This window comes from Frigoribacterium sp. AC394, from assembly GCF_979258095.1.
Map to the genome: position 1 here is coordinate 1,021,701 of NZ_OZ409834.1, position 24,585 is coordinate 1,046,285.

The following is a 24,585-nucleotide window of genomic DNA, read 5'->3' on the forward strand; positions in this document are numbered from 1 at the left end:
ACTCATGCGGCGTTCTCCTTCTTCTTGGACGTCATTGTTCTCATCAGCGTCTCGGCGTCGGCCTCGGACGCGTCGATCTCGTTCGTGACGGTGCCCTCGAAGATCGTGTAGATCCGATCCGAGAGACCGAGCAGCTCAGGCAGCTCGGACGAGATCACGATGACGCCCTTACCCTGGGCCGCGAGCTGGTTGATGATGTTGTAGATCTCGAACTTCGCGCCCACGTCGATGCCGCGGGTCGGTTCGTCGAGGATGAGGATGTCGGGGTCGGTGAACATCCACTTCGCCAGCACGACCTTCTGCTGGTTGCCGCCCGAGAGCTTCGCGACGCCCTCGTCGACGGTCGGCGTCTTCACGCGGAGGCTCTTGCGGTAGTCCTCGGCGATCGTGTGCTCCTGGTACCGGTCGACGACCGAGCCCCGCGAGATCTTCGACAGCTTCGCCGACACCGTCGAGCGCTTGATGTCGTCGAGCAGGTTGAGCCCGAGCACCTTGCGGTCTTCGGAGACGTAGGCGAGCCCGTTGTCGATCGCGTCGCGCACGTTCTTGATCTCGATCTCGCGACCGTCTTTCACGATCGTGCCCGAGACGAACTGCCCGTACGAGCGTCCGAAGACGCTCATCGCGAGCTCGGTGCGACCGGCGCCCATCAGCCCGGCGAGACCGACGATCTCACCTCGACGCACCGTGATGTTCGACCCCTTGCAGACGAAGCGCTCGGCGGTCTGCGGGTGACGCACCCACCAGTCCTTGACCTCGAAGAGCACGTCGCCGATCTTGGGGGTGCGGTCGGGGAACCGGCTCGCCAGGTTGCGGCCGACCATGCCGCGGATGATGCGGTCCTCGTTGACGCCGTCGGCCTTGACGTCGAGGGTCTCGATCGTCTTGCCGTCTCGGATGATCGTGATCGAGTCCGCGATGGCCTCGATCTCGTTGAGCTTGTGGCTGATCATGATCGACGCGATGCCGCGGCCCTTGAGCCCGCGGATGAGGTCGAGCAGGTGCTGGGAGTCCGCCTCGTTCAGCGCGGCCGTCGGCTCGTCGAGGATGAGCAGCTTGACGTTCTTGTTCAGCGCCTTGGCGATCTCGACGAGCTGCTGCTTGCCGACGCCGAGGTTCTTGATGGCGGTGTCGGGGTCGTCCTTCAGACCGACCCGGGCGAGCAGGTCGATGGCGCGCAGCTTGGCGGTCGACCAGTCGATGGCGCCGAAGCGCGTGGGCTCGTTGCCCAGGAAGATGTTCTCGGTGATCGAGAGCTCGGGGATCAGCGCCAGCTCCTGGTGGATGATCACGATGCCGGCCGACTCGCTCGACTTGATGTCGCGGAAGCGCATCTCGTCGCCCTGGTAGACGATGTCGCCGGTGTAGGTGCCGTACGGGTAGACGCCCGAGAGGACCTTCATCAGGGTCGACTTGCCGGCGCCGTTCTCGCCGCAGATCGCGTGGACCTCGCCGGCCCGGACCTGCATCGACACGGCGTCGAGGGCCTTGACGCCGGGGAACTCCTTCGTGATGCCGCGCATCTCGAGGATGATCGGGGACTCAGCCACGCGCGCCACCCCCGCGGGTTCCGCTCGTCGTGATGTGTGCACCGGGCACGCTGACCTCCACGTTTCGACTTCTCTGTCGGTCCGCCGCTCCCTACGGGCGTGGCGGGCACTGTCTGTTCGGCGTCGGGCGGCGATCCGCACCAGAGGCTCCGGATCGTTGCGGTGACTGAATGTGACCGTTCACACCGCGACTGGAGCAAAGCTAATCCTGAGAATGCCCCGTGTCAAACGCCGTGGCCGATCTGTTATGAAGCGGTGCCGAGCCGGTCGACGGTCGGGCCGCGGAGAGGCCGCCGAGGAGGCGCGACGACGCTCTCCGCGCCCGTCGCGTCACAGGAACCACGGTCGATCGGTCGAGGCCCTGACGATCAGCTCGGCGGCCAGCAGGGTGCGGTCGATCACCTCGTGCCCCTCGAGCTCGCCGATGACGAGTTCGACCGCGCGACGCCCGATCAGGTCGAAGTCCTGCCGGACGGTCGTGAGCGGGGGCCACAGGTGCGCCGCCGTGGGCGCATCGTCGAAGCCGACGACGCTGACCTCGCGCGGGACGTCCACGTCCGCCTCACGGAAGGCGTGCAGCAGCCCGACGGCCATCAGGTCGTTCGCCGCGAACACCGCCGTGAAGTCGCGGCGCCGCAGCAGCTCCTTGCCGGCGAGGTAGCCGAAGTCCGCCGTCAGGTCGCCGAGGATGGGCGGCTCGATCGAGAAGCTCCGCCTCGCCCATCTCGAACAGGAACCCCTGCATGCGCTCGTCCGCCTCGATCCAGTCCTGCGGGCCGGCGACGTGGACGATGTGGCGGTGACCGAGGTCGATGAGGTGCCGGGTGGCCAGGCGGGCGCCGGCGAACTGGTCGACCGACAGACTGTGCGCCCGGTTGCGCTGCGTCGAGTCGAGGGCGACGATCGGCACGTCGAGGTCGAGCTCGTCGATGACGTCGAAGAACTTGCGCTGCGGCGCGATGACGATGATCGCCTCGACGGCCTGACTGGTCAGCAGGTCGAGGCTCGCGCGGACGTCGTCGTCGGCCCGCGTCGTGCTGGCGATGCTCAGCCGGTAGCCGGCCGCCCGCGCCTCCGCCTCGATCGCGTTGACCATCGTCTGCGGGCCGAAGTGGACGTTCTGCAGCGTGAGCACGCCGATCGCGCGCGAACGGCTGGTCACGAGGGCTCGGGCCGCCTGGTTCGGGCGGTAGCCGACCTGCTCGATCACGTCGAGGACGCGCTGCCGTGTCGCCGGGCGGATGCTCGGGCTGTCGTTGAGGACTCGGGAGACGGTCTGATACGAGACGCCGGCGAGAGCGGCGACGTCGCGGATGTTGGGAGCACGCACCTTGTCGATGTCAGGCTTCACCGTGGCTCCGTCGCTCTGTCACGAGCGGTGTGACCGTACACATCGCTGTCTGCAGACCATTATGCAGTTCTGCGGGCCGCGTCTCGACCACGAGACCACGGCGGCAGGAGGCGCGGCTCACCGCCGTCGAGGCACCGCGCGCCCGCTGAGCACCAGCGCCAGCAGCGCCACGAGCGAGCCGATCGCGAAGCAGGCGGCGAACGCGTACGGGCTCGACGCCCCGCCGAGCAGACCGAATGCGCCGCCTGCCACGGCGAGCGCCACGGCCGACCCCGCCGAGTCGGAGATCGTCAGGGCGGAGCTGTTGAAGCCCCGGTCGGACCCGGTCGACAGCGCCAGCGTCAGCACCGAGAACCGCGGGTACATGAAGCCCATGCCGAAGCCGGCGAGGGTCCAGGTGGCGATGAGCGCACCCGGCGCGAGACCGAGGAGCGGGGTGAGCGTGGCGACCACGAGTCCGCCGAGCACGAGCAGGATGCCGATGCGGATGCCCGTCCGCTGCGGGACCCGCTCGCCGAGGCGCCCCTGACTCCAGCTCGCGAGGGCCCAGCCGAGCGCCCCCGCCGTCAGAGCGGTGCCCGACGCGGACGAGCTGAAGCCGTAGCGATCCTGGAGGAGGTAGGGGATGTAGACCTCGCTGGCGAGGAACGCCGCCCCGACGAGACCGCGGAGGAGCACCAGGGTCGGCAGACCGGCGCGAGCACGCAGGGTGCCGGGCGGCAGCAGCGGCCGCAGGGCGATCGCGAGGGCGACCACGGCGGCGACGACCACGGCCACCGCGACGGCCGGCTCGAACTCGTCGACGAGGTTCAGCGCCAGGACCCCGAGTGCGGCGCCCGCCGCCCAGAGGATCCGTCGCGGACTCCAGGGCACGGCGCCCCCGCCGTCGGCGCGGTCGGGCGGTGGAACCCGTCGGAGGCTCGGCAGGATCATCACGAAGGCGGGCACGGCCAGCACCACCGCCCCGACGAAGACCCAGTGCCAGCTGAGGCTCTCGGCGACGAGACCGGCGATCAGCGGGCCCACGAGGGCGGGGACGACCCAGGCGGCGGCGAACCCCGCGAAGATCGACGGATGCAGAGTCGGCGGGTAGAGCCGCGCGACCATGACGTAGAGGCCGACGATCACCGCGCCCGATCCGAGCCCCTGCACGAGACGCCCGAGCAGGAAGACCGTCATGTCGGGGGCCGCGCCCACGACGAGCAGGCCGACCGCGAAGAGCAGCATCGACGCGATGACCACGACCCGGGGGCCGCTCCGGTCGGCCCAGTTGCCGGCGACCACCATGCCGACCAGACCGGTCGCGAGCGGTGCCGCGAAGCTGAGCGAGTACAGGCTCTCGCCGTCGAGGTCGGCGCTGACGATCGGCATGATCGTCGTGACGGCGAGCGACTCGAACGCGGCGATGCCGATCAGCGCGCACATGCCGAGCGTCGCCAGGAGATACCGCCGGCTGAGGACCCCCTCGGGGCGGGTGCTCAGTGCGACGTCGGACATCCCCCCACCCTAGGCCGCGCCTCCCTCGCCTCCCGCCCCGGCCCCGCCCCTCCGCGACGAGGAGTCACGACTCGCCGTGCGGCCTCGGCTCGGCACGGCGCGTCGTGACTCCTCGACGGAGAAACGAGGGGAGGACGAGGAGGCGCGGAGCCGGCGAGCCGAGGAGGCGCAGCTCGACTAGTCGGACGTGGCCCGGTCGAGCGCCTGCAGGACGTCGGCGAGCAGGTCGTCGACGTCCTCGATGCCGACCGAGAGCCGGACGACGGTCTCGGGGACCTCGAGCTCGGTGCCGCGCACCGACGCGTGCGTCATCTCGGTCGGGTAGCCGATCAACGACTCGACGCCGCCGAGGGACTCCGCCAGCTGGAAGAGCTCGGTCGACTCGGCGAAGCGACGCGCGACGGACGGCCCGGCGGCCAGCGAGACGGAGATCATGCCGCCGAAGGCCTTCATCTGGCGTGCCGCGATGTCGTGCCCGGGGTGCGAGGCGAGACCCGGGTAGTAGACGCGGTCGATGGCGGCGTGCCCCTCGAGCGCCTCCGCGATGGTCGCGGCGTTCGACGAGTGACGATCGACCCGGACTCCGAGGGTCTTGATGCCGCGGACGGTCAGCCAGGCCTCCATCGGAGCCGACACCGCGCCCGCGCCGAACTGCAGGAACCCGATCTTGTCGGCGAGCGCCTCGTCGTCGACGACGACCGCTCCCCCGACGACGTCGGAGTGACCGCCGATGTACTTCGTCGTCGAGTGCACGACGGCGTCGGCCCCGAGCGACAGGGGCTGCTGCAGGTAGGGCGACGCGAAGGTGTTGTCGACGACGACGAGCGCGCCCGCGGCGTGACCGATCTCGGCGAGCGCCGTGACGTCGCTGATCTTCATCAGGGGGTTGCTGGGGGTCTCGACCCAGAGCACGGCGGTCTCGCCGGGGCGCACGGCGGCGCGGACGGCGTCGAGGTCGGTCATCTCGACGGTCTCGAGCACGACGCCCCACGGCACGTGCAGCCGGTTCACCAGGCGGTGGGTGCCGCCGTAGACGTCGTTGCCCATGACGATGCGGGAACCGGGGCGCAGGACCGACCGCAGCAGCGCGTCTTCCGCCGCGAGACCCGAGGCGAAGCTGAACGCGTGGCTGCCGCCCTCGAGGTCGGCGAGCAGGGTCTGCAGCGAGTCGCGCGTCGGGTTGGCCGACCGGGCGTACTCGTACCCGCCGCGGAACCCGCCGATGCCGTCTTGCACGAACGTCGACGACTGGTAGATGGGCGGGACGACGGCACCGGTGGTGGGGTCGAAGTCCTGACCGCTGTGGATGGCGCGGGTGGAGAAGCCGTGGGTCATGCGGGTGTCCTTTCGAAGGGGACTGCGATGCGGAGGTGCCTGGATCAGGCGGAGACGAAGGCGAGCACGTCGTGGCGGGTGACGACGCCCACCGGCTTGCCGTCGTCGGTGACGAGCAGCGCGTCGGTCGACTCGAGGGCGGTGCGCGCGGCGGTGACCGACTCGTTGATGCCGATCAGCGGCAGGGGCTCGCCGACGAACGGCGCGAGGGCGTCGCCCATCGTCGCTCCCCCGGTGAAGAGCGCCTCGAGCAGGGACTTCTCTTCGATCGCTCCGACCACCTCGCCGATCACGACGGGGGGCTCGGCCGAGAGCACCGGCATCTGCGAGACGCCGTACGTGGTCATGATGCCGATCACGTCGTGGACGGTGTCGCTCGGGTGGGCGTGGACCAGCTCGGGCAGCGAACCGGTCTTCGACGCGAGCAGGTCGCGCACCGTGCGCTCGTCGGTGCTGTCCGAGAAGCCGTACGAGCGCATCCACGCGTCGTTGAAGATCTTGCCGAGGTAGCCGCGGCCGCTGTCGGGCAGCAGCACGACGACGACGTCGTCGGGTCCGAGCTCGCGGGCGACATCGAGGGCGGCGGCGACGGCCAGACCGGACGAACCGCCGACGAGCAGACCCTCCTCGCGGGCGAGGCGCCGGGTCAGGTCGAACGACCGGGCGTCGGAGGCGGCGATGATGCGGTCGACGACGCTCGGGTCGTAGGCGCTCGGCCAGAAGTCCTCGCCGACGCCCTCGAGCAGGTAGGGACGCCCGGTGCCGCCGCTGTAGACGCTGCCCTCGGGATCGGCGCCGACGATCTGCACCGCGCCTCCTGAGATCTCCTTGAGGTAGCGGCCGGTGCCGCTGATGGTGCCGCCGGTGCCGACGCCGGCGACGAAGTGCGTGATGCGCCCGTCGGTGTCGCGCCAGATCTCGGGCCCGGTCGTCTCGTAGTGGCTGAGTGGGCCGTTCGGGTTGGCGTACTGGTTCGGCTTGAAGGCCCCGGGGATCTCCCGGGCGAGGCGGTCGGAGACGCTGTAGTACGACTCGGGGCTGGTGGGCTCGACGGCGGTCGGGGTGACGACGATCTCGGCGCCGTAGGCCTTGAGCACGTTCCGCTTGTCTTCGCCGACCTTGTCGGGCAGCACGAAGACGCAGCGGTAGCCCCGCTGCTGCGCGACGAGGGCGAGCCCGACGCCCGTGTTGCCGCTCGTGGGCTCGACGATGGTGCCGCCGGGCTTCAGCAGACCCTCGCGCTCGGCGGCGTCGATGATGCGGGTGGCGATGCGGTCCTTCGACGAGCCGCCGGGGTTCAGGTACTCGACCTTGACCAGCACGGTCGCCGTGATGCCCTCGGTCACCTTGTTGAGCTTGACGAGCGGGGTGTCGCCCACCAGGTCGAGGACGGTCTCGGCGTACTTCACGAAGGCTCCGGTTCTCCGCCTCCGTCGTGGGGTGCGGATTCGAGGTGACGGGCTCGGGTCGCGGGGTGGCGACCAGGCGTCGAGTCTATCGAGGCGCCCTGCGACTGTTACGGGGCGAGACCCGCGGGGTCTCGGGCGACGGGTGTCGGACGCCCGGACGGTGCAGACACTGCACGCTGTGACCTTCCTTTCAGCGTCGTGTGCCCGAGAATGGGACGGCTACTCCGATGTCACATCGGCCCCCTTCTGACGACAGGACCTCACATGGCCAACGGCAACAACGACAAGCCCTCGGTCAAGCAGCAGCGCGACGCACGGCGTCAGGAGAAGGTCGCCGCGCTCAAGAAGCAGCAGGAGAGGGCGAAGCGCAACCGCCTGATCGGCATCGTGACCGGCTCCGTCGCCGGTCTGGCCGTGATCGGCATCGTCGTCGCCTTCGTCGTCACCAGCGGGCAGCCGCGCGAGAACCCGCGCGACATCGTCGTCGAGGGCGCCCAGACCTTCTCCGACCTGACTGCGAACCACGTCACCGGGCCGGTCGACTACGCGCAGACCCCTCCGGCGGGGGGCGACCACAACCAGATCTGGCTGAACTGCGGCGTCTACACCGAACCCGTGCCCAACGAGAACGCCGTCCACGACCTCGAGCACGGCGCCGTCTGGTTCACCTACGACCCCGCTCAGGTGAGCGAGGCCGAGATCGAGGAGCTCCGCGACTTCGCCCCCAGCACCTACGCCGTCGTCTCGCCCTACGAGGGCCTCGACTCCCCCATGTACGTCTCCGCGTGGGGCGCGCAGCTGCCGTTCGCCAACGTCACCGACGACGAGGAGGCCGTCTCCGACTTCGTCACCAAGTACTGGAAGTCCGGCGACGCCCCCGAGCCCGGCGCCCCCTGCACCGGCGGTGTCGACGGAGCAGGCAAGATCGCGTGACCGACGCCGAGCGTGGCGGTACCGGGGCCGGCGTCGCCGACCCGACCCGTGCCTCCCGGGGGCGCCGTGTCCGGCTCGTCGTCGCCGCGGCCCTCAGCATCGCCCTCGTCCTGCTGATCGGCATCGCCGTCGGTCGGCTGAGCTCGCCGAACCCGGTCACGCCCGGCACCGAGAGCGTCGAAGCGGGCTTCTCGCGCGACATGCAGGTGCACCACGAGCAGGCCGTGCGGATGGCCATGATCGTCCGCGACCGCACCGACGACCCGGCGACGCGATCGATGGCCTACGACATGGCGCTGACGCAGTCGCAGCAGGCCGGGCAGATGTTCGCCTGGCTCGAGCTCTGGGGGGTGCCGCAGGCCCCCTCCGAACCGACCATGACCTGGATGTCGCGGCCGACCCTCGACGGCTCGTACGGCGACCACCAGCACACCCCGTCCGGAGGCGCGGGCGGCTCGGCCACGCCGGTCGCCACCCACGAACCCGGCGGTCCGATGCCGGGGCTCGCCACCGACGAGCAGCTCGCCGCGCTCGAGGCGGCCAGCGGCGTCGAGGCCGAGCGGATGTTCCTGACCCTGATGATCGCCCACCACCGCGGCGGGGTCGAGATGGCCGACGCCGTGCTCGCCCGCAGCGAGAACCGTCAGGTGCGGGTCTTCGCCACCGGCATGGTGCAGAGCCAGGAGAGCGAGATCGACGCGATGGAGGACATGCTCGCCGAACGCGAGTAGGCCGACGCCCCTCGACGGGGCTCCCCGCGACGGGGACGCCGTGCCGCTCAGCCGGTCGTGACCTGCTGCCCGTAGAGCTCCGCGTACACGCCGCCCAGGGCGACCAGTTCGTCGTGCGTGCCCCGCTCCACCACGCGCCCGGCGTCGACGACGAAGATCACGTCGGCGGCCCGCACGGTCGAGAGCCGATGCGCGATCGCGATCGTGGTGCGGCCTCGGGCGGCCGTGTCGAGCGCCTCCTGCACGACGCGCTCCGAGACCGTGTCGAGCGCGCTGGTCGCCTCGTCGAGCACGAGAACCGCAGGGTCCTTCAAGAGCACCCGGGCGATGGCGATGCGCTGCTTCTCGCCGCCCGACAGTCGGTAGCCCCGCTCGCCGACGACGGTGTCGTAGCCCTCGGGGAACGACGCCACCGTGTCGTGGATGTTCGCCCGCCGCGCCGCGTCGACGATCTGCTCGTCGGTGGCGTCGGGCCGGGCGTACCGGAGGTTGTCGGCGATCGTCGCGTGGAAGAGGTACGTCTCCTGGCTGACGATGCCGATGTGCTCGACGAGGGACTCCTGGCGCAGCTCGCGGACGTCCGTCCCGGCGAACCGCACCGCGCCTCCGGAGACCTCGTAGAACCGCGGGATCAGATACGACACCGTCGTCTTGCCGGCCCCGCTCGGTCCGACGAACGCCGCGAACTGACCCGGCGCGATGTCGAACGAGACCCCGTCGAGGGTCCGTTGGCCGGGCTCGGCGTCCGGGTACGAGAACGACACGTCGTCGAACTCGACCCGGCCGAGACGCGACTCGTCGACGGTGCGCGCCGAGGGGTCGTCGTCGATCGCCGGGTGCAGGTCGAGGTACTCGAAGATGCGCGCGAAGAGCGCGCCCGAGGTCTGCAGGTCGAGGGCGACCCGCAGCAGCCCCATGAGGGGGAACGTCAACCGCGCCTGCACCGTCGTGAAGGCGACGATCGTGCCCGCCGTCACCGGCACGTCGCGGAGGATCAGCCAGGCCGCCACGAGGTAGATGACCGCGGGGATCACCGACAGGAATATCTGGACGACCGCGAAGAACCACTGCCCGCTCATCTGCTGGCGCACCTGCAGACCGATCTGGGTCCGGTTCTCGGCCGAGTAGCGCTCGATCTCGGCCCTCTGCTGGTTGAAGCTCTTCGCCAGCAGGATCCCGCTGACGCTGAGCGCCTCTTGCGTGATGGCGGTCATGTCGCTCAGCGACTCCTGCGTCTGCGTGGCGATGCGCGCCCGCACCTGACCGACCCGGCGCTGGGCGACCACCAGCAGAGGGAGCAGGATCACCGTCACGACGGTCATCTGCCAGCTGAGCACGAGCATCGAGACGAAGGCCGCGATGACGGTGACGGTGTTGCCGAGCACGCTCGAGATCGTGTTGCTGAGGACGTTCGCGACTCCGCCGACGTCGTTCTGCAGCCGCGACTGGATGACACCGGTCTTGGTGCGGGTGAAGAACGCCAGCTCCATGTTCTGCAGGTGACCGAACAGCCGGATCCGCAGCGCCCCCATCACCTTGTTGCCGACCGTCGCGGTCAGGAAGGTCTGCCAGACGCCGATGCCCGCCGACAGCACCCAGAGTCCGATCATCGCCCCGACGAGCTCGAGCAGCACCGGCACGTCCGGGCCACCGCTCGGGAACAGCCCGCGGTCGAAGGCCTGCTTCGTGAGCAGGGGCGGCAGCACGCTGATCGCGGCCCCGATGAACACGAGCACGACGGTGACGACCAGAGCCCGCTTGTGCGGCCCGAACAGCCCGCGGATGCGTCGCAGCAGATGCGGCACCCGGGGGGCCTCGGCGTTGGCCGCCTTCTGGGCCCGGGCGTCGCCGCTCGAGACGCGACCGGGGCGCGTCCCGCCGCCGCGCATCCCGCCGCCCGAGGCGACGGAGTCCATCCTGCTCATCCGCCAACGGTACGCCGAAGACCATCGGGGTACACGTTCGGCCCCCATTTCAGGGCGCTTACGACCAATCGGTCGATGGAGCGGAGATGTCACCTTAGTATGAGCGCGACGGATGGACGACCACCATCCCGACGCCGTAGTCCTCGTACCCGACCGAGGAACCCCGATACGGCAGAGGTTAGGACCCGTGAACACGCCTGACGATACGGCCGCCGACTACCCGAGCGCCGAGATGCAGCCCGCCGACCACCGGGCTGCCCTCGACGCGATCGAACGCGCCTGGACGAGCATCGCGCCCCTGCAGGGGGCCCGACTGCGCGAAGCCATCCGTTCGACGCCCGAGGACGAGTGGCGGGGCCGCCCGCGCATCCTGCTGGCCCTCGCCGCCAGCCACCGCTCCGTCGGCTCGCGCTCCCGCAGCGCCGCGCTGCCCTGGTTCCGAGGGGTCGCCAAGGCCATCGACGCCGATCCGACGATGTCGCTGGAGGTACGGGCCGGCTACCACATCCATCTCGCCGCCGCGCTGCGGTCGCTCGGCAACCTCGTCGTCGCCCACGAGCACCTCGAGGTGGCTCGCACGCTGATCGAGAACGACACGACAGAGTCCATCAGCACGCGCATCTCGCTCAGCGCCTCGTTCTCGCTGCAGCTCGGACTGATCCGCGTCCACTACGGCGAGTACGACCAGGCCCAGTTCGCCCTCGGCCTCGCCGGCGGCCTCGCCGTCGAGCACCTGAGTCTCGCCGAACGCGTCGAGTGCCTCTCGGCCCTGGCGTACGTCGCGATGCTGCTGGGCGACTTCCGTCTCGCCGACGAGCACCTCGAGGCGGCCGAGGCGCTGGCCGAGGGCACCGAGCTGATGTCGAGCGTCTTCGGCGCGCTCGCGCAGATCACCCGGCTGCAGCTCGCGCTCGAACGCGGCGAGCCCAGTGTCGCCGCCACCGTCGAGTCCGTCCGGCTCGCCACCCGCGGCAGCGACTGGGAGGCGCACGGCTGGTTCGCCGAGGCCCACGCCTGCCTCGTCGAGCGCCGCTACATCGAGGTGCTGGACCTGCTGGCCCGCATCACCCGGCTGGTCGACGCCTTCACCGGCACGTCGACGCTGCCGGGGGCCATCGCGTCGCTGCGGTCCGAGACGATGCGCTGCCTCGGTCAGCCGCAGGAGGCGCGGCGTCTCGCGGCTCCGCTCGTCCCGACCCCGAGACACATACAGTGCCCGGCCCGCGTGCTCGCGCTCGTGCACCTGGCGGCCGGCGAACCGGAGGCCGCGCTCGACGCCCTCGAGCCCTGCCTGGTGCTCGGCGACCTCCACAGCGACCGCACGATGCCGCACGTCCACGCCATCGTCGCCGCCGCGCATCTGGCCCTCGGCGAGACGGCCCGGGCCGACATCGCGTTCGACCGGTCGCTCCTGGCCGCCGGGCGCAACGAGTCGGTGTGGATGTTCTCGACCCTCGGGGACGACGTGCTGCGGCACCTGCTCGAGCGGGCCTCGCACCGCGAGCAGTCGCAGCCGATCCGGGCGAGTCTGGAGCGCCTCCTCGGCTCGTCGGTCGACGCGGCGCCCCGCCTCGACGAGCCCCTCAGCGACCGCGAGCTCGTGATCGTGCGCCACCTGGCCACCGGTCAGACGCTCGGCCAGATCGGCAGTCAGCTGTTCATCTCGGTCAACACCGTCAAGAGCCATGTGCGGAGCATCTACCGCAAGCTCCAGGCGTCGTCCCGTCGCGAGGCGATGACGAGGGTCCGCGAGCTCGGTCTGCACATCGACGACTGACCTCGCTCCCTCGGAGGGCGCTGCAGGCGCGGAGGGCGCTGCGGGTGCCTGGTAGCCTCTCGCGGTGCCCAGAGTCACCGCCTCGCCCTCCTCCCGCCTCTCGCTCGCCGCCCAGCTGCGGCAGCGAAAGCCCCTCGAGGCGTTCGCCGCCGAGAGCGACGCGAGCGCCGCGGCAGCCACGGACTCCGCGGGTCGTCCGCGTCTCCGGAGGTCGCTCGGCGTGTGGCACCTGACCGCGATCAGCATCGGAGCGACGCTCGGCACCGGGATCCTCGTCGTGCTCGGCACGGCCGTCCCCCTCGCCGGCCCCGCCGTCTGGATCGCCTTCGTGCTCGCGGGCGTCGCGGCCCTGCTGTCGGCGCTGTCGTACGCCGAGATGGCCGGCAGCGTGCCCGTCTCGGGGTCGAGCTACAGCTACGCCTACGCGACGCTCGGCGAGGGCCTCGCCTGGGTCTGCGGCTGGTGCCTGGTGCTCGAGTACGCCGTATCGGTCGCCGCGGTGGCCGTCGGCGCCGGGCAGTACGTCAACGAGGCCCTCGGCGTGTTCGGCCTCGCTCTCCCCGACGCGATCGCCGAGCCCCCGGGCGCCGGCGGGGTCGTCAACCTGCCCGCGGCCCTGCTCGTCATCGTCGCGATGCTCGTGCTCGTGCCGGGCGCCCGCGAGGGGGCCTGGGTCAACACCGTGCTCGTGGTCGTCAAGATCGGGCTGCTTGTGTTCTTCGTGGCGGTCGCCTTCACGGCCTTCAGCGCGGGCAACTTCGAACCCCTCGCCCCGATGGGCGCCGCCGGCGTCTCGGCCGCGGCGTCGCGGTTGTTCTTCTCGTACATCGGCTTCGACGCGGCGTCGACGGCCGGCGAGGAGGCGCGCGACCCGAAGAGGGACCTCCCGCGGGCGATCATCGCCTCGATCGTGATCATCACCGTGCTGTACATCCTCGTCGCGGTGGCCGCCATCGGCGCCCGCCCCTGGGAGACCTTCACCGACGGCGAGGCGTCCCTCGTCGCGATCGTGGCCGAGATCACCGGTCAGCCGTGGGTCGCGTTCGTGTTCGCCGTGGCCGCCGTCCTGGCGATCGCGAGCGTCGTCCTCACCGTGCTCTACGGCCAGACCCGCATCTTCGTGTCGATGTCGCGCGACGGACTCGTGCCGAGGGTGCTCGGTCGCATCTCGCCCCGCACGCAGACGCCCGTCGCCGGCACGCTGATCGTCGGCGGCGCGGTCGCCCTCGCGGCGGCGCTGGTGCCGCTCGGCGCCCTCGCTGACGCCACGAGCATCGGCACCCTGTTCGCCTTCGCCCTCGTCAACGTCTCGGTGATCTGGCTGCGCCGCAACCGGCCCGAGCTCGACCGGACCTTCCGCGTGCCGCTCTACCCCGTCGTCCCGGTGCTCGGCTGCGCCTTCTGCGTGCTGTTGATGGTGACGCTCGGCTGGATCACCTGGCTCGCGTTCGGCGTCTGGATGCTCGTCGGCGCGGCGGTGTACCTCGGGTACGGGCGCCGTCACTCGGTGCTCGCCCGCGCCTCCTGACGGCCCGTTCCGTTTCGGCGGGTCGCCGTCACTCGTGCTCGCGTGCGTTTTTCGAGGGCACGATCCGGTTCGGCGGGTTCCTGTCATCGGCGGCGGGTCAGCGCTGACCCGCCGCCGATGACGGGAACCCGCCGCAGCCCCTGCTACGCACACACGCACACGCACTCGCACGCACACGCACACGCACGCGCACGCGCACGCGCACAGGCACGCACGCGGCGCAATGGCGAAAGGCGCCACCCCGGAGGGTGACGCCTTTCGTGTGAAGCGGTGAAGCGGAATTACTTGAGGGTGACGGTGGCGCCGGCAGCCTCGAGCTGGCCCTTGGCCTTCTCGGCGGCTTCCTTCGAAGCACCCTCGAGGACGGTGCTGGGGGCACCGTCGACGACGGCCTTGGCCTCGCCGAGACCGAGGCTCGTGAGCGCACGGACCTCCTTGATGACCTGGATCTTCTTGTCGCCAGCAGCCTCGAGCACGACGTCGAAGGCGCTCTGCTCTTCGACCTCTTCAGCGGCGGCGGCGGGGCCGGCGGCACCGGCGGCGGCCACGGGGGCAGCAGCGGTGACCTCGAAGACCTCTTCGAACTTCTTCACGAAGTCGCTGAGCTCGATGAGCGTGAGCTCCTTGAAGGCCTCGATCAGTTCGTCCTGCGTGAGCTTCGCCATGGTGTTCTCCTTATGGGTTTTCTAAAGTGTGGGTTGGTACGACAGCTGTTCAGCTGTCGCTTTCCTGCTTGGCACGCAGCGCCTCGACCGTGCGAACGGCCTGCGACAGCGGTGCCTGGAACAGGTAGGCAGCACCGAACAGCGAAGCCTTGAAGGCGCCGGCCAGTTTGCCCAGCAGCACCTCTCGGGATTCGAGATCGGCGAGCTTGCTTGACCTCGTCTGCCGTGAGCGGGTTACCGTCGAAGTAACCGTTCTTCACGATCAGAGCGGGGTGTGCCTTGGCGAAGTCACGCAGGCTCTTGGCGACGGCGACAGGGTCTCCGTGCACGAAGGCGATCGCAGAAGGTCCGACGAGTTCGTCGTCGAACGAGCTGATTCCGGCGTTGTTCGCCGCGATCTTGCTGAGCGTGTTCTTCACCACGGCGTACGTCGCGTCTGCACTGATGGACTTGCGGAGCTCTTTCAGCTCGGCAACAGTGAGACCGCGGTACTCGGTGAGCAGAACGGCGGTCGAGTCACGGAAGTTCTCCGTGAGCTCGGCGACCGATGCTTCCTTGTTCGCCATGGCTCTCCTAAAACGTGGGTGTGCCGGTAGCCCCCCGGTCTCGAACGCTGCACGCCTCAGGTCTGAGATCAGAGGACTGATCTCGGGTCTGAGGTGTTCAGCACAAAGAAAAAAGCTCCGGCGCGAGGGGCACGGAGCTGGATCTCTTCGAGAAGAGGAACGACTTCACACACCTGCGCTGGTCGCTCTCTCTCGAGAACCTTCGGTATCCGTCTGCGAGCAGGCGGACACGACCGGCGGTCTTGGGCTGTGATCAGAGTAGACGCAGGAGGCGCGATCACGCAAGTCGCGCCTCCTGCGCCCGCGTCAGCTCGCGTCGGGCCGAGCCGCGGCCGTCGCGGGGAACGGCAGTCGGATGGTGAAGACGGCCCCGGCCGGCGAGCTGTCGACGTCCACCCGACCGCCGTGCGCCTGCACCACGGCCTGCACGATCGCCAGGCCGAGACCGGTCGAGCCGGCCTTGCGCGACCGCGAGCTGTCGGCACGGGCGAACCGCTCGAACAGCACGGGCAGCACCCCGGGGTCGATGCCCGGGCCCTCGTCGGCGACCCGGACGACGGCGGCGGCCGACTCGACCGAGAGCGTCACGTGCACGCGGGTGCCGTCGGGAGTGTGGGTGCGGGCGTTCGTCAGCAGGTTGGCGACGATCTGGTGCAGCCGCATGCCGTCGCCCGAGACCACCACGGGCTCGTCGGGCACGTCGACGTCGACGTCGTGCGAGGGCCCGGCCACGTGCGCGTCATTGACCGCGTCGAGCACGATGCGGGTCAGGTCGACGTCGGCGAGCACGAGGTCGCGCCCCTCGTCGAGTCGGGCCAGCAGCAGGAGGTCCTCCACGAGCGAGGTCATCCGCAGCGCCTCGGACTCGATCCGCCCCATGGCGTAGACGACGTCGTCGGGCAGATCGGTGTTCATGCGACGGGTGAGCTCGGCGTAACCGCGCACGGACGCGAGCGGGGTGCGGAGCTCGTGCGAGGCGTCGGCGACGAACTGCCGCACCTTGTTCTCGGACTGCTGCCGCGCCTCCAGCGCTCCGGCGACGTGGCCGAGCATGCGGTTCAGCGACGCGCCGACGCGACCGACCTCGGTGCGGGTGTCGGTGTCCTGCTCGTCGACGCGCTCGGCGAGCGCCACCTCGCCGCGGTCCAGCGGGAGCTCGGCGACCCGCAGAGCCGTGTCGGACATCCGCTGCAGCGGCCGCAGCGCCGAGCGGACCACGGCGAACGCGATGGCTATCGCGACCGCGAGACCGACGATCGTCACGGCGGCGATGGCGACGACCATGACGGTGATGGTGCGGTCGACGCTGCTGGTGGGCAGACCGACGACGAGATAGGCCGGCGTCGAGCTCGACAGCAGGGTGCCCCGCAGGGCCTCGACCCGGTACGACCCGAGATCGCCGCCGAGGTCGACCGTCATCGCCGGCGTGCGCCCGTCGCCGTCGACGGGGCTCTCGACGACGGCGGCCAGCGAGTCGCCGGATCCACCGAGGTCGACGGTCTCGAGGTCGCCCCCGTCGGTGATGCGGTAGGCGGCCCGCACCGCTCCGTCGACGACCACGGCGGTCACCGTGCCGGGAGCCTGACGCGGTCCGTTGAGCTCGTCGCCGTCGGGCGAGAGGGAGGGTTCGGAAGCGCCGCCCGGCGAGGCCGCGCGCGTGGTCGCCCCGGCGAGCTCGCCGTCGAGCTGGTCCATCAGCGACACGCGCAGCACGAGGACGCTGAGCGAGCCGATCACCACGGTCAGCAGCACGACCAGCGCCACGATGCTGAGGATCAGGCGCTGCCGCAGGGTGAGGGGGCCGGCGACGCCGGGCAGGCTCCGCCCCAGGCTCCGCCAGGAACTCCGGAGGCGCGACCCGGCCGGAGCGGGGAGGGGTCGACTCACGAGACGGGCTTGATCACGTAACCCACACCGCGCACGGTGTGGATCATGGCCTCCTCGCCGGCGTCGATCTTCTTGCGGAGGTACGAGATGTAGATCTCGACGACGCTCGACTTGCCGCCGAAGTCGTAGCTCCAGACCCGGTCGAGGATCTGCGCCTTGCTCAGCACACGACGCGGGTTCCGCATCAGGAACCGGAGCAGCTCGAACTCGGTCGCCGTCAGCTCGATCTCGCGATCGCCTCGGTGCACCTCGTAGCTCTCCTCGTCGAGCACGAGGTCGCCCACCGTGATGCGCGAGTCGGCGCTCTCGCTGAGGGCGGACGCCGAACGGCGGATCAGCCCGCGCAGGCGAGCCACGACCTCTTCGAGGGAGAACGGCTTGGTGACGTAGTCGTCGCCCCCGGCGGTGAGCCCCTGCACGCGGTCCTCGACGGCGTCCTTCGCGGTGAGGAACAGGATCGGGGTGTCGTCGCCGCCCTGTCGGAGGCGGCCGAGCACCTGGAGACCGTCGATATCGGGCAGCATCCAGTCGAGCACCATCGCGTCGGGCTTGAACTCGCGGGCGAGCGTGAGCGCGCTCTGCCCGTCGGAGGCGGCCTTGACGTCCCAGCCCTCGTACCGGAGCGCCATCGAGAGCAGGTCGGTGAGGCTGTTCTCGTCGTCGACGACGAGGACTCGGAGAGGCGATCCGTCGGCCCGGGTGAGTCTCGGGGCGGCTGCGGTGGCGGGGGTTGTCGTGGTCACGCTCTCCAGTATCGGGAGATTCCTATGAGCGGACTGTGCAGCGCCGATGGAGGAGCCGTGACGGCGTTCAGGCGAGGGGGTAGTCGGCGCAGGCGAAGCGGGACGAGTCGGGCGACCAGCCGGGCACGTTGACCGTGCCCTGGCCGCCGAACAACGCGAGGACGTCGTGCGGCGTCGCGCCCGGCTCGGGCAGTCCGTCGCCGCCGAGCGGGAGGGTTCGCAGCACGACGTCGCGGTTCTCGGGGTGGCCGAGCGTCCCCGGCTCGAACGAGACGTACAGCAGCGTGCGACCGTCGGGCGACACGTGCGGGAACCAGTTCACCCGCTCGTCGTGCGTCACCTGCACGGCCTCCGTGCCGTCGAGACCAGCGCGGAACAGCTGTGCGTGACCGGCGACTCCCCCGGAGGCGCGCTCCGAGTTGAACCACAGCCGGGCGCCGTCGGGAGCGAACTCGGCCCCGTCGTCGGGGTGCTCGTCGTCCGTGACCGGGGTGGCCGCGCCGTCGGACACCGTGACGAGGGCGACGTTCGTGCGCCAGTCGACCCGAGCCTCCTCGGCTCCGGGGTCGGCGACCGGCGCGGGCAGGGCTCCGACGATCACGCTGAGCGTGCTGCCGTCGGGCGAGACCCCGTGCAGGTAGTTCTTGTGGTTCCGCCCCTCGGGGTGCGCGCTCGTGACGCGGCGGGCCGACTCCCCCGCGGGCACCCCCTCCCACGGGATCTCGTAGACGTGCCCGTCGCGGGCGCTGACGAAGACGACCGACCCGTCGGGCGCGATCACGTGGTCGTTGTTGATCTCCGGCACGTCGCCCATCGGCACGGCCTGGAGCGCGGTCTGGTCGGCGGCCCGGGCGTCGACCGGCAGGCGCCAGAGCAGACCGTCGCCGTTGACGACCAGCCAGCGGCCGTCCGGGCTCCAGTTGGGGGCCTCGACGAGCAGGGTGCCGCTCTCGAAGACGGTCTCGGTCGCCCCGGTCGCGGGGTCGACGATCAGCACGCGGCAGCGCTGGCCGGGAAGGAGGGTGCGGGGCATGTCGGGGTCTCTCGGGCTACTGGTTCGAGAAGGCGGAGTCGAAGGAGGCGGTGGGCCGCTTCCAGAGCAGCGAGCGGATGTGCGCGAGCGCCTCGGGAGCGCCGTGCAGGCGGTCCATGCCCGCGTCCTCCCACTCGATCGAGATGGGACCGTCGTAGCCGATGGAGTCGAGGGCGCGGAAGGCGTCCTCCCAGTTCATGTCGCCGTGACCGGTGGAGACGAAGTCCCAGCCGCGCCGGGGGTCGCCCCAGGGCAGGTGCGAGCCGAGCACGCCCGACCGACCCGACGGCGGCTTGATCCGGGTGTCCTTGCAGTCGACGTGGTAGATCCGGTCGGCGAAGTCGGTGATGAAGCCCACGGTGTCGACGCCCTGCCAGAGCATGTGCGAAGGGTCCCAGTTGAAGCCGAACGCCTGACGGTGCTCGATGGCCTCGAGGGTGCGGACGCTCGTCCAGTGGTCGTAGGCGATCTCGCTGGGGTGCACCTCGTGCGCGAACCGGACCCCCTCGGCGTCGAAGACGTCGAGGATGGGGTTCCAGCGGTCGGCGAAGTCCTGGTAGCCGGCGTCGATCACCGACGCGGGCACCGGGGGGAACATCGCGACGTAGGGCCAGATCTTCGAGCCGGTGAAGCCGACGACGGTGTCGACCCCCATCTTGCGGGCGACCCGCGCGGCGCGCTTCATGTCCTCGGCGGCGCGCTGCCTCACGCCCTCGGGGTCGCCGTCGCCCCAGGTCGAGGGGCGGACGATGGCCTGGTGTCGGAAGTCGATCGGATCGTCGCACACGGCCTGTCCGGTGAGGTGGTTCGAGATCGCCCAGACCTTCAGCCCGTGGCGGTCGAGGACCTCGAGACGCGACCGCAGGTACGCGTCGTCGACGTCGGCTCGCTCGAGGTCGAGGTGGTCGCCCGATGCGGCGATCTCGAGCCCGTCGTACCCCCAGCCGGCCGCGAGCGCGGCGACCTCCTCGAAGGGCAGGTCGGCCCACTGGCCGGTGAACAGGGTGACGGGGCGGAGCTCTCGGTCATGGGTCCTTCTCGTTCGGGGCGGTCGTCGGTCTCGGCGCGGGTGCGGGCGCCCTGCTCAGGGCACGTCGACCCAGGTGCGGCCGGCCGCCGAGTCGAGCACGGCCTCGGTGACCCGTGCGGCCCGCAGGCCGTCGGCGAAGGTGGGCAGCCCCTCGGGCGCGCCGCCGCGGACGGCGTCGTGCGCGTCGCGGACGAACGCCGCGAAGGCGTCGACGTACCCCATCGGGTGGCCGGCCGGCACGGTCGAGAGCCGTGCGGCGTCGGGCGAGAGGATCGACGCGTCGCGCGGCACCAGGCGTGCGCCCGAGCGGCGGCCGACCCAGAGGGTCTCGGGCTCCTCCTGCGAGAACTCGAGGCTCTCGGCAGTGCCCGACACGTCGAGCAGGAGGCGGTTCTTCCGACCCGGGGCGACCTGCGAGACGAAGAGGGTCCCGATCGCACCGCCGAGCGTCTCGAAGACCACCGCGGCCTCGTCCTCCGTGTCGACTCGGGTGCCGCCCCGGCTGTCGTGCGCACGGCTGGTGGTCGACGTCAGCCGCGCCAGCCGATCGCCGATCACGAACTCGAGCAGATCGACCAGGTGGCTGCCGATGTCGGCGAACGCCCGCGACGGCCCGCCGGCCGCCGAGTCGACCCGCCAGTCGACGTCGCCGCTGTCGAGCAGCCAGTCCTGGAGGTACGAGCCCCGCACGCTGAGCACCCGACCGGCCTCGCCCGCCGCGACCCGGGCCCTGGCCTCGCGCACCATCGGGTGGTAGCGGTAGACGAACGGGACCGCGCCGACGAGTCCGCCCGCGGCGGCGGCCTCGACGAGAGCCGTCGCCTCGGCGGCCGAGGTCGCCAACGGCTTCTCGCAGACGACGTGCTTCCCCGCCGCGAGCGCGGCGAGCGCCACCGGGGCGTGCGTCGCGTTCGGCGAGCAGACGTGGACCACGTCGACCCGCGGGTCGCGCACGAGGTCGTCGACCGTCTCGTGCGCGGTGTCCACGCCGAGGGCGCCGGCCGCGCGGCCGGCGCTCGAGGCGCTGGACGAGGCGAGGGCGACCACTCGGGCACCGGCCGCCCGAGCCGCGCCGGCGTGGACGCGGGCCATGAAGCCCCCGCCCACGATGCCGACACGGAGCGGTTCGACCGGAGCCGCGCCTCCGGCGGTCTCCCCCTGGAGGGCGAGACCGACCGCCGCGACCTCGCCCGGTGGGGTCACTTCACGGCCCCCGACGAGAGCCCGGTGATCAAGTGTCTCTGCACGAGCATGAAGCCTATGAGAACCGGGAGCGACACCACGACCGAGGCGGCCATGAGCTGGTTCCAGTAGACGTCCTGCTGCGACGCGTAGGCCCGGAGTCCGATCGACAGGGTGCGGGTGTCCTTGCTGGTCAGCACCGAGGCGAAGAGCACCTCACCCCAGGCGGTGATGAAGGCGTACACGGCGACGGCGATGATGCCGGGCTTCGCGACCGGGATGATCACGCGGAACAGGGCGCCGAGGCGACCGGTGCCGTCGATCATCGAGGCCTCCTCCAGCTCTTTCGGGATGGACGCGAAGTACCCCGTCAGCATCCAGATCGAGAACGGCAGCGAGAAGGTCATGTACGTGATGATCAGCCCGAGGTAGCTGCCCGTCAGCTGCACCCCGACCGTGCGCTGGATCTGCACGAAGATGAGGAACAGCGGCAGGAGGAACAGGATGCCGGGGAACATCTGCGTCGACAGGACGACCAAACTGAAGCTGCGCTGGCCGCGGAACCTCATGCGGGCCAGGGCGTAGGCGGCCAGCACGGCCATCGACACCGACAGGATCGTCGCCGACACCGTCACGATCAGGCTGTTCTTGAAGTACGTCGCCAGGGGCACCGTCTGCCAGATCTGCAGGTACGGCTCGAGCGTCACCCGCGAGGGGATCCAGGTGAACAGCCCCTGCACGTCGGCGAGCGGCTTGATCGAGGTCGTGAGCACCACGTAGAGCGGGATGACCACGACCAGCGACAGGAAGGCCAGCCCGAAGAAGCGGAAGATCTTGAATCCGCGGGTCTCAATCATTGTCGTTCTGTCCCTTCGGGAGCACCATGCGGATGTAGAACGCCGAGGCGATCAGCAGGACCACCAGGAGCATGACGCTCATGGCACCGCCGAGACCGAAGTTCCAGTTGTTGAACGACTGCTGGTAGATCAGCGGCGAGATCAACGTCGCCTGCTCGGGCGACGCCGGGCCGAAGAGCACGTACGGCACGTTGAACTGGTTGAAGATCCAGAGGCTCATGATCAGCAGCAGCACCGCGTTGGCGGGCTTGACCATCGGCAGCGTGATCTGCGTGAACTGCTTCCAGAGGCTCGCGCCGTCGAGGCTGGCGGCCTCGTAGACGTCGCCGGGGATGTTCTGCAGCGCGGCCAGCAGCATCAGGAACGCGAACGGCCAGAACTGCCACGCGGTGACGATGACGATGGCCCAGAACGAGTTGCCGCCGAGCAGCCAGAAGGGGCGGTCCTGCAGGATGCCGAGGTCGTCGACCAGGAACCGGTTGATGGCGCCGTCGCGCTGGTTGAACATGAACGCCCAGGCGATCGTGCCGACGTACGAGGGCAGCGCGTAGGGCACCAGGAAGAGCGTGCGGAGCACGCCGCGGCCCTTGAACGAGCTGGTCAGCAGCACCGCCCCGAGCATGCCCATGCTCCAGGCGATCGCGACGACGATCACGGTGAAGAGCAGCGTCCGCCCGAGCGCCCCGTAGAGCTGCATGGCGATCGGCGAGCTCGGGTCGAGCGCGGTGACGAAGTTCTGCAGCCCCACGAAGGGGGCGTTGACCCAGTTGGCGATGCTCAGCTGGTTCAGGGTGATGAAGGCGATCCAGATGCCGAGCACCATCGGGACGATGTGGACGAGCAGCTCGGCCAGGGCGGCCGGCGTGACCAGGAGGTACGCCAGGGGTGAGCGGTGCCTCTTGCGTTTCGCGGGCTCGATCGGAGCCCGCTGATGCGGATCGGGCGGCGTGTCCTTCTCGGACGTCGCGGGGGGCAGGACGTTGACGGTCATGAGGGTCCTCTCGGGGCCTCGGCCGGGGCGGCCGGTCGTCGATCGACCGGCCGCCCCGACCTGCAGCGGTGGGACGGGCTACTGACCCGAGCTCATCTGGCTGTTCGCGTCCTCGAGGGCCGACTTCACGTCGTCCTCGCTGACGGAACCGCCCTGGGCAGCGGTGGCGAGGAGTCCCTTGACGGCGGTGCCGACCAGGGTCTCCATCTGTCCCTCCGAGGGGAAGAGGGGCATCGGCTGGGCGTGGTCGGCGAGCGTGACCTGCTTCAGCTTGATGGTCTCCGACTGGAACGCCGGGTCGTCGTACGCGCTGGTGACGACGGGCAGCGAGCTGAACGACTGGTTCAGGTAGACCTGCTCCTCGTCGCTCGTGAGGTGCTTGACGAAGTCGATCGCCGCATCCTTGTTGTCCGAGTTGTCGAAGACGCTGACGTTGATGCCGGCGACATGGCTCTGGGTGCCGAGCAGACCCGTCGCGTCGGCGCTCTCCATCGGCACCGGTGCCGCGGCGTAGTCCGTGAAGTCACGGGCGGCGAGGTTCGCGTCGGGCGCCTGGTCGAAGAACATCGCAGCCTGACCGTCGGCGAAGGTCGCCGCCATGTCGGAGCCGTTGACGCTCTCCGCGTCGGAGGGCGAGACGACCTTGTCGACGGCCATGAGGTCGACCCACTGCTTGACGCCCGCGACGACGCCGTCGTTCGCGAAGTCGGGCTCGCCGCTGTCGTCGTACAGGGCCCCGCCGTTCTGCAGACCCCGGACGAACGCCTGGTGCGAGTTGTTCGAGATGCTCGAGCCCGCCATGGTCACGCCCCACTGGTCGATCTCGCCGTCGCCGTCGGTGTCGATCGTCAGCTTCTTGGCGTCCTCGACGAACTCGTCCCACGTGGCGGGCGGGTCGGTGATGCCGGCCGCCTCGAACATGGCCGTGTTGTAGTACAGCGAGTACGAGAGACCGTAGAGCGGCACCGACGTCGGAGCCTGCCCCTCGGCGCCACCGGTCGCGAAGCTGGACTGCACGAAGCGGTCCTGCCCGCCGACGGCCTCGAGCGGGTCGCCCTCCCACGGGACGAACGCGCCGCTCGACTGCAGCGACACCGCCCACGTGTTGCCGATGTTCAGCACGTCCGGGCCCTCGCCGCTCGACACGGCGGTGAGGATGCGGTTGTAGAGGTCGGACCACGGGATGACCTCGAGCTCGACCTCGACCCCGGTCTCCTCCGTGTAGCGGTCGATGGACTCCTGGAGGATCTCCGCGTCCTTCTCGACCGTGGGGGCCTGGTTGCTGGCCCAGTACGTGATCGTCTTGCTGTCGCCGTCGCCGCCTGAGGCGGAGCAGGCGGTCATCGACCCTGCGGCCACGACTCCTACGGCCAGTGCTGCGATCCAACGGGTCTTGTTCGTCATGACTTCTCCTGGTGTCTCATCTTCGAGATTTCTCTTCTTCGAGTAGGGAAGGTGCTGGTGGTGCTGTGTCTCTGGTGCTGTGTCTCTGGTGCTGTGCGTCGGTGGTGCGGTCTGTGGGGTGGGGTGGGGTGGGGTGGGGTGGGAGGTGCTGCGGCCCGGGGCCCCGGGTGCCGGTCTCGTCGTCGAGGGGC

The 24,585-nt window shown here is 70.2% G+C and carries 18 protein-coding genes and 2 pseudogenes; 4 read left to right on the forward strand and 16 right to left on the reverse strand.

Annotation, left to right across the window (positions count from 1 at the left end):
* Positions 1 to 2: 2 nt before the first annotated feature.
* The 5 genes and pseudogenes from mmsA to ACZZY9_RS04645 form a co-directional block, all read right to left on the reverse strand.
* Positions 3 to 1,523, reverse strand: a complete 1,521-nt coding sequence (gene mmsA / locus ACZZY9_RS04625) for a multiple monosaccharide ABC transporter ATP-binding protein (protein WP_243214810.1) — start codon at positions 1,521 to 1,523, stop codon at positions 3 to 5.
* Between the two features lie 357 nt (positions 1,524 to 1,880).
* Positions 1,881 to 2,901: pseudogene (locus ACZZY9_RS04630) on the reverse strand (LacI family DNA-binding transcriptional regulator).
* Between the two features lie 117 nt (positions 2,902 to 3,018).
* The gene (locus tag ACZZY9_RS04635; protein WP_463463171.1) at positions 3,019 to 4,398 is read right to left on the reverse strand and encodes an MFS transporter; all 1,380 of its coding nucleotides are present in this window, start codon (positions 4,396 to 4,398) and stop codon (positions 3,019 to 3,021) included.
* Positions 4,399 to 4,575: 177 nt separating this feature from the next.
* Positions 4,576 to 5,733: a cystathionine gamma-synthase gene (locus tag ACZZY9_RS04640; RefSeq protein ID WP_463463172.1), complete on the reverse strand. Its 1,158-nt coding sequence runs from the start codon at positions 5,731 to 5,733 to the stop codon at positions 4,576 to 4,578.
* 44 nt (positions 5,734 to 5,777) lie between these two features.
* Positions 5,778 to 7,142: a cystathionine beta-synthase gene (locus ACZZY9_RS04645; protein WP_463463173.1), complete on the reverse strand. Its 1,365-nt coding sequence runs from the start codon at positions 7,140 to 7,142 to the stop codon at positions 5,778 to 5,780.
* Positions 7,143 to 7,406: 264 nt separating this feature from the next.
* Between ACZZY9_RS04645 and ACZZY9_RS04650 the strand changes: the two genes are divergently transcribed.
* Positions 7,407 to 8,075: a DUF3105 domain-containing protein gene (locus ACZZY9_RS04650; RefSeq protein ID WP_192058741.1), complete on the forward strand. Its 669-nt coding sequence runs from the start codon at positions 7,407 to 7,409 to the stop codon at positions 8,073 to 8,075.
* Positions 8,072 to 8,806: a DUF305 domain-containing protein gene (locus ACZZY9_RS04655; RefSeq protein WP_463463174.1), complete on the forward strand. Its 735-nt coding sequence runs from the start codon at positions 8,072 to 8,074 to the stop codon at positions 8,804 to 8,806. The genes ACZZY9_RS04650 and ACZZY9_RS04655 overlap by 4 nt, the downstream gene beginning before the upstream one ends.
* 47 nt (positions 8,807 to 8,853) lie before the next feature.
* On the opposite strand, the gene ACZZY9_RS04660 is transcribed toward ACZZY9_RS04655, so the two are convergent.
* Complete coding sequence (locus ACZZY9_RS04660) at positions 8,854 to 10,722, reverse strand: ABC transporter ATP-binding protein (RefSeq protein WP_192059256.1); 1,869 nt, start codon at positions 10,720 to 10,722, stop codon at positions 8,854 to 8,856.
* Between the two features lie 196 nt (positions 10,723 to 10,918).
* On the opposite strand from ACZZY9_RS04660, the gene ACZZY9_RS04665 reads away from it, so the two are divergent.
* Positions 10,919 to 12,508 (forward strand): LuxR C-terminal-related transcriptional regulator, encoded by a 1,590-nt coding sequence (locus ACZZY9_RS04665; protein WP_463463175.1) that lies wholly within the window; start codon positions 10,919 to 10,921, stop codon positions 12,506 to 12,508.
* A 64-nt stretch (positions 12,509 to 12,572) separates the two neighbouring features.
* Positions 12,573 to 14,036, forward strand: coding sequence for an APC family permease (locus ACZZY9_RS04670; RefSeq protein WP_463463176.1), 1,464 nt, complete (start codon positions 12,573 to 12,575; stop codon positions 14,034 to 14,036).
* Between the two features lie 281 nt (positions 14,037 to 14,317).
* Here the strand turns inward: ACZZY9_RS04670 and rplL are convergent, their stop codons facing one another.
* The 10 genes and pseudogenes from rplL to ACZZY9_RS04720 all read right to left on the reverse strand — a co-directional run bounded on the left by rplL (position 14,318) and on the right by ACZZY9_RS04720 (position 24,394).
* Positions 14,318 to 14,701 (reverse strand): 50S ribosomal protein L7/L12, encoded by a 384-nt coding sequence (gene rplL / locus ACZZY9_RS04675; RefSeq protein WP_192058750.1) that lies wholly within the window; start codon positions 14,699 to 14,701, stop codon positions 14,318 to 14,320.
* 49 nt (positions 14,702 to 14,750) lie between these two features.
* Positions 14,751 to 15,267 (reverse strand): annotated as a pseudogene (rplJ, locus tag ACZZY9_RS04680) (50S ribosomal protein L10).
* 306 nt (positions 15,268 to 15,573) lie between these two features.
* Positions 15,574 to 17,154 (reverse strand): sensor histidine kinase, encoded by a 1,581-nt coding sequence (locus tag ACZZY9_RS04685; RefSeq protein WP_463463177.1) that lies wholly within the window; start codon positions 17,152 to 17,154, stop codon positions 15,574 to 15,576.
* Complete coding sequence (locus ACZZY9_RS04690; protein ID WP_463464636.1) at positions 17,151 to 17,909, reverse strand: response regulator transcription factor; 759 nt, start codon at positions 17,907 to 17,909, stop codon at positions 17,151 to 17,153. The genes ACZZY9_RS04685 and ACZZY9_RS04690 overlap by 4 nt, the downstream gene beginning before the upstream one ends.
* Before the next feature lie 55 nt (positions 17,910 to 17,964).
* A complete protein-coding gene (locus ACZZY9_RS04695) occupies positions 17,965 to 18,930 on the reverse strand; it encodes a TolB family protein (RefSeq protein ID WP_463463178.1) in 966 nt (321 codons plus the stop codon).
* 16 nt (positions 18,931 to 18,946) lie between these two features.
* Positions 18,947 to 19,933, reverse strand: a complete 987-nt coding sequence (locus ACZZY9_RS04700; RefSeq protein ID WP_463464637.1) for a sugar phosphate isomerase/epimerase family protein — start codon at positions 19,931 to 19,933, stop codon at positions 18,947 to 18,949.
* An 81-nt stretch (positions 19,934 to 20,014) separates the two neighbouring features.
* On the reverse strand, positions 20,015 to 21,163 hold the full coding sequence (locus ACZZY9_RS04705) for a Gfo/Idh/MocA family protein (RefSeq protein ID WP_463463179.1): 1,149 nt from the start codon (positions 21,161 to 21,163) through the stop codon (positions 20,015 to 20,017).
* Positions 21,160 to 21,999, reverse strand: a complete 840-nt coding sequence (locus tag ACZZY9_RS04710; protein ID WP_463463180.1) for a carbohydrate ABC transporter permease — start codon at positions 21,997 to 21,999, stop codon at positions 21,160 to 21,162. The genes ACZZY9_RS04705 and ACZZY9_RS04710 overlap by 4 nt, the downstream gene beginning before the upstream one ends.
* Positions 21,992 to 22,990, reverse strand: a complete 999-nt coding sequence (locus ACZZY9_RS04715) for a carbohydrate ABC transporter permease (RefSeq protein ID WP_463463181.1) — start codon at positions 22,988 to 22,990, stop codon at positions 21,992 to 21,994. Before ACZZY9_RS04715 ends, ACZZY9_RS04710 begins: the two co-directional genes overlap by 8 nt.
* Before the next feature lie 78 nt (positions 22,991 to 23,068).
* Positions 23,069 to 24,394 carry an ABC transporter substrate-binding protein gene (locus ACZZY9_RS04720; protein ID WP_192058762.1) on the reverse strand — a complete coding sequence of 442 codons (1,326 nt, stop codon included), beginning with the start codon at positions 24,392 to 24,394 and terminating at the stop codon, positions 23,069 to 23,071.
* Positions 24,395 to 24,585: the final 191 nt, after the last annotated feature.

Coding starts and splice junctions, on each gene's coding strand:
- ACZZY9_RS04640 (WP_463463172.1), bottom strand. CDS start 5,733: ATGACCCACGGCTTCTCCACCCGCGCCATCCACAGCGGTCAGGACTTC.
- ACZZY9_RS04695 (WP_463463178.1), bottom strand. CDS start 18,930: ATGCCCCGCACCCTCCTTCCCGGCCAGCGCTGCCGCGTGCTGATCGTC.
- ACZZY9_RS04660 (WP_192059256.1), bottom strand. CDS start 10,722: ATGGACTCCGTCGCCTCGGGCGGCGGGATGCGCGGCGGCGGGACGCGC.
- ACZZY9_RS04650 (WP_192058741.1), top strand. CDS start 7,407: ATGGCCAACGGCAACAACGACAAGCCCTCGGTCAAGCAGCAGCGCGAC.
- rplL (WP_192058750.1), bottom strand. CDS start 14,701: ATGGCGAAGCTCACGCAGGACGAACTGATCGAGGCCTTCAAGGAGCTC.
- ACZZY9_RS04720 (WP_192058762.1), bottom strand. CDS start 24,394: ATGACGAACAAGACCCGTTGGATCGCAGCACTGGCCGTAGGAGTCGTG.
- ACZZY9_RS04710 (WP_463463180.1), bottom strand. CDS start 21,999: ATGATTGAGACCCGCGGATTCAAGATCTTCCGCTTCTTCGGGCTGGCC.
- ACZZY9_RS04715 (WP_463463181.1), bottom strand. CDS start 22,990: ATGACCGTCAACGTCCTGCCCCCCGCGACGTCCGAGAAGGACACGCCG.
- ACZZY9_RS04635 (WP_463463171.1), bottom strand. CDS start 4,398: ATGTCCGACGTCGCACTGAGCACCCGCCCCGAGGGGGTCCTCAGCCGG.
- mmsA (WP_243214810.1), bottom strand. CDS start 1,523: ATGCGCGGCATCACGAAGGAGTTCCCCGGCGTCAAGGCCCTCGACGCC.